Below are 4,756 nucleotides of genomic sequence, written 5' to 3'. Positions count from 1 at the left end.
AGAACCCGTCGCAGGACAACTGGTGGCAGCAGAACGTCATCCAGTACCTGCTGTCCCCGTCGAGCTGGCAGTACATCGTGATCTTCTTCGCCATGATCGTGTTCTTCTCGTACTTCTACACTTCGGTTCAGTACGACCCGAACGATCAGGCCGAGAACATGAAGAAGTACGGCGGCTTCATCCCGGGCTTCCGCCCCGGCCGCCCGACCGCCGAATACCTCGGCTACGTCATCACCCGCCTGCTGGCGGTCGGCTCCCTGTACCTCGCGCTCATCGCGGTGCTGCCGAACTTCATGCTCGATTTGGGCATCGGCAGCAGCCAGGGAGGCATGGCCGGCGGTATGTTCGGTGGTACGGCCCTGCTGATTCTCGTGTCCGTCGCTCTGACGACCGTGAAGCAGATCGAAAGCCAGCTCATGCAACGCAACTACGAAGGGTTCTTGAAGTAATGCGACTCGTTCTCCTTGGTCCCCCCGGTGCCGGCAAGGGCACCCAGGCCGCCATTCTCTCCGAGAAGTTGGGCGTCCCGCACATTTCCACCGGCGATCTGTTCCGCGCCAACATCGGCGAGGGCACGCCGCTGGGCCTCGAGGCCAAGTCCTACATGGACGCCGGCAACCTGGTGCCCGACGACGTGACCGTCCGCATGGTCGAGTCTCGTCTGGAGGAGGACGACGCGAAGGCCGGTTTCCTCCTCGACGGTTTCCCGCGCACCGTTCCCCAGGCCGACGAGCTCGAGCGCATTCTGAAGGGCCTCGGCCTGGACCTGGACGGCGTCGTGCAGTTCGACGTGTCGGAGGACGTAGTCGTCGAGCGCATGCTCGCCCGCGGCCGCGCCGACGACACCGAGGACGTCATCCGCAACCGCATGCAGGTCTACGCGCGCGAGACCGCGCCGCTGCTGGACCACTACGCCGACAAGGTCATCAAGATCAAGGCGGAGGGCACGGTCGAGGAGATCAACGCCGCGACCATGGCGGAGCTGGACAAGCTGAAGTAGTTCGCTTTACGACGGACCGGCGCACGCGAGGAATCGCGTGCGCCGGTTTTTCGCGTCCGGGGATGGTGAGGCGCGGGCCCGTCCGTGGTTGTTCCTGCGGCGGGGTAGTCTGTCCGATCGTGATCAGAATCCGACGCAAGCGCCCCTCCGTCCCCGCGAAGACCCCCGCCGAGCTCGATGCCATGCAGGCCGCCGGCGAGATCGTCGGCAGGGCGCTGGTCGCGGTGCGCGATGCCGCGGTGCCGGGTGCGACGACGCAGGATCTCAACGACGTCGCCCACGAGGTCATCACATCCGCGGGCGCGGTGCCGTCGTTTCTGGGCTACGAGGGGTTCCCGGCGTCGGTGTGCGCGTCGGTCAACGAGGTCATCGTCCACGGCATCCCCTCGCGGGAGCGGGTGCTGTCGGAAGGCGATCTGGTGTCCATCGACTGTGGCGCGATCCTGGACGGCTGGCACGGTGACTCGGCGCTGACGTTCGGCGTCGGAAAGCTGTCCGAGGAGTGGGAGAAGCTCAACGTCGCCACCTCCGAGGTGCTGGAGGCGGGCATCGCCGCCATGGTGCCCGGTGCCCGACTGACCGACATCTCCCATGCCCTCGAGCAGGCGACGCGCGCGGCGGAGCTGCGCCACGACATCGAGCTGGGCATCGTCGACGGTTACGGCGGCCACGGCATCGGCCGCGAGATGCACATGGAGCCGTTCCTGGCCAACGAGGGCAAGCCCGGCAAGGGGCCCGTCATCCAGGAGGGCTCGGTGCTGGCCATCGAGCCGATGCTCATCCTCGGCGGCGAGTGGGGCTCCGACGAACTCGACGACGGCTGGACCGTGGTCACCGCCGACGGCCAGCCCGCCTCCCACTGGGAGCACACCGTGGCGGCCACCGCCGAGGGGCCGCGCATTCTCACGCCGCGGCCGTAGCATCCGGCGGTTTCCGCCCGAGGCCCCGGCCCGCCGCTCCCTGCCTGTACGCCGGTCGCGTGCCGAGGGGCCGTCGTCAAGCCCGGCGACGCCCGCCGAATACCACAGGGGGTAAGGGGAAGGGCATTCACCGGGCCTTTCCCCGATATTCGGGATAGGTTTGCCCCCATGTCCGATTCTTTCTGGGAGTTGGCGATCGTCGCGGCGGACGTTCCCGCCGCGGCGATCCGGCACCGGGGCTCCATCACGCCGCTGGGCACGGGGAACCTGCCGGAGCTCATCGCGAAGGCCGCCGACCGCACCCCCTCCACCGAGCCCGTCACGCTGATCCTCGTCCATTCGCGGACGATGAGCGTCGAGGTCATCGGCGGCTGGTTCGCCATGCTCGACGAACTCGGCGTGCGCGCCGGGGCGGTGCGCACCGTGGCCGACGCCGAGGTGCTGGCCACCGTCCGGTTCGGGGAGGGCGATCCCCGCGAGGTCATCGTCGGCGACGTCGTCTCCGGCGAGGTGTACGGCCGCAGGGGTCTGACCTCGGGCGCCCATGAGCCGCTGGCCGTGGCCATGCCGCGGATGGTCGCCGACGCCGGCGCCCTGAAGACGTGGCCGGTGCTGGTCGGCACCGAATCAGGTTTCCACCGGTACCTGCCCCAGCTCGAGGGCAGCCACATCCGCCCGGCGACGTGCACCACGGAGATGCTCGCCGTCGGCGCGCTGGATCCGGATCGGCTGCGCCGCATGATGGGCATGGAATCCCGCGGCGGCGCCGATGACCCGGGGTGGCGGCGGGGCAAGGCCCCGGCCCCCGCGCGGAACCCCCGCCGGTCGAAGATCCTGCGGCCGGTGATCGCCGCGCTGGTGGCCATCGGCGTCGCGGGCGCGGCGTTCGCCGCCGTCAACGCCCTGCAGGGTCCCGGCACCGGCGAATCGGTCGACGAGATCCTCGGGCCGGCGGCCCCCGGGGGATACGACGTCGACGACCGCGACCCGGCGACGGTGCCGCCCGCCGCGGGCCCGGAGACCCGGCCCGCGCCGGAGCCCGTCACCCAGGGGGCCGACATCCCCGCCGCCGTCGGGTACTACTTCGACCTCTTCGACCCGGTGCCGCTGTTCTCTTCGCTGGCCAATTGCCACGACGGCGAAGCCCGCAAGTACGAGAACCTTTCGCTTTACTGCACCGGCTACGGCCGGGAGCTCAACGCCTTCGCGGCGTCGAACGGCCTGCCCGAGCTCGCTCAGCCAGGCGAGCATGTCTCCGTCCACTTCGACACCCGCGGCACGCTGCCCGGCCCGGGCTTCCACGACCACGAGTGCTTCATCGACTACGAATACCCCCGCGACGACGCCGCCGACGGCGCCTGGGTGGAGGTCAGCGAGCCCTGCGACCCCGACGACGAACGCTACGACGGCCCGTGGCCCGAGGATGAGCACGCCGACGTCACCATCCATGACGTCCGGTACGTCCACGACACCGACGAGGGCGAATACCACCCCGTCATCCGGATCTACGGTCTGAAGGACCTCGCCGCCGTCGATGCGATCCTGAAGCACCTCGGAGTGGTGAAATAGCACGGCGGACGCGCCCCGAACGGCCGTCGTAAAGCAAAGCGGGACCCTGCTTTACGACGCCCGCGTGTGAGCTTCGTCCCGATCCGCGCCGGAAGTGACGCACGAGCCGCCCCGCGTTAAGGAAACCGCACTACCTGAAGTAATCTCAGGTGCATGTTCCGCGCCCGGACACGGCCGGCCGACGCCCCCATCGGCGCCGCCGCGGCCGCCCCGATGCGGCGCGGCCCCCGACACCGATCGATCGAGGTTCGATGAGCTCTTCCCGCATATTCAATTCGCTGCTGTTCAAGATCATCGTGGCGATCCTGCTCGGCATCGTCTGCAGCTTCTTCTTCCCGGAATGGCTGGCCCGCGTGTTCGTCACGTTCAACTCGCTGTTCAGCGGGTTCCTCGGGTTCTTCGTGCCGGTGCTGATCTTCGCGCTGATCACGCCGGCCATCGCGAGCCTGGGCCGCGGCGCCGGCAAATGGTTGGGCGTCACCGTGGGCATCGCCTACGCATCCACGATCATCTCGGGCCTGATCGCCTACGGAGTCGCCATGGGCACCTACTCGTGGCTGCTGGCCGACCAGCAGTTGTTCGAGGCCGCCGACATCGACGAGGGCGGGCTGGCCCCGTACTTCACCATCGAGATGGATCCGCCCTTCGCGGTGATGTCGGCGCTCCTGCTGGCGTTCACCGTCGGCATCGCCATGACCGCCGTGAAGTCGGACACCCTCATGTCCGCCGCCGATGAGCTGCGGTCGGTGATCATGAAGGTCATCGAGAAGTTCGTCATTCCGCTGCTGCCGCCGTTCATCTTCGGCATGTTCCTGTCGATGGGCATGAACGGCAACCTCACCGAGACGCTGTCGGCATTCCTGAAGGTGCTGGTGCTCGCGACGTTGATGACCTGGGTGATCCTGATCCTGCAGTACCTGCTCGCCGGTGCGTATGCCGGCGTGAATCCGTTCCGCGCGCTGAAGAACATGCTGCCCGCGTACTTCACCGCGCTGGGCACGTCGTCGTCGGCGGCGACCATCCCGGTCACCCTGAAGTCGACGCGCAACAATGGCGTCAGTGAGTCCGTCGCCGGGTTCGTCGTTCCTCTCGGCGCGACCGTGCACCTGTCGGGTTCGATGATGAAGATCGGCCTGTTCGCCTTCGCCGTCATGTACCTCACGGGCGCGGAGCTGACCTTCGGCATGGCGTTGGGCTTCGTTCTGATGCTCGGCATCATGATGGTCGCCGCCCCCGGCGTGCCCGGCGGTGCGATCATGGCGGCCGT

The 4,756-nt window shown here is 68.2% G+C and carries 4 protein-coding genes and 1 pseudogene; all 5 read left to right on the top strand.

What is annotated here, in order from left to right:
- A pseudogene (locus tag GX015_RS00125) lies at positions 1–449 on the top strand (preprotein translocase subunit SecY); the annotation flags it as partial.
- Entirely contained in the window at positions 449–1,000 is a 552-nt protein-coding gene (locus GX015_RS00120; RefSeq protein ID WP_046650840.1) for an adenylate kinase, read from the top strand. The pseudogene GX015_RS00125 and the gene GX015_RS00120, both read left to right, overlap by 1 nt.
- 122 nt (positions 1,001–1,122) lie before the next feature.
- Positions 1,123–1,920 (top strand): type I methionyl aminopeptidase, encoded by a 798-nt coding sequence (gene map / locus GX015_RS00115; RefSeq protein WP_113569987.1) that lies wholly within the window; start codon positions 1,123–1,125, stop codon positions 1,918–1,920.
- Between the two features lie 168 nt (positions 1,921–2,088).
- Positions 2,089–3,489: a hypothetical protein gene (locus tag GX015_RS00110; RefSeq protein WP_291341870.1), complete on the top strand. Its 1,401-nt coding sequence runs from the start codon at positions 2,089–2,091 to the stop codon at positions 3,487–3,489.
- A gap of 251 nt (positions 3,490–3,740) precedes the next feature.
- Positions 3,741–4,756 (top strand): dicarboxylate/amino acid:cation symporter (locus GX015_RS00105; RefSeq protein ID WP_291341869.1); only part of this gene is annotated, 1,016 nt, incomplete at its 3' end.

This window comes from Corynebacterium sp. (assembly GCF_012837295.1).
Lineage (GTDB): Bacteria > Actinomycetota > Actinomycetes > Mycobacteriales > Mycobacteriaceae > Corynebacterium.
The sequence above is the reverse complement of the archived record's forward strand: the minus strand, read 5'-3'. Positions and strand labels throughout refer to the sequence as shown.

Bases quoted from the DNA above. Each gene is read 5' to 3' on its own strand.
- GX015_RS00120 (WP_046650840.1), top strand. From the start codon at position 449: ATGCGACTCGTTCTCCTTGGTCCCCCCGGTGCCGGCAAGGGCACCCAG.
- GX015_RS00110 (WP_291341870.1), top strand. From the start codon at position 2,089: ATGTCCGATTCTTTCTGGGAGTTGGCGATCGTCGCGGCGGACGTTCCC.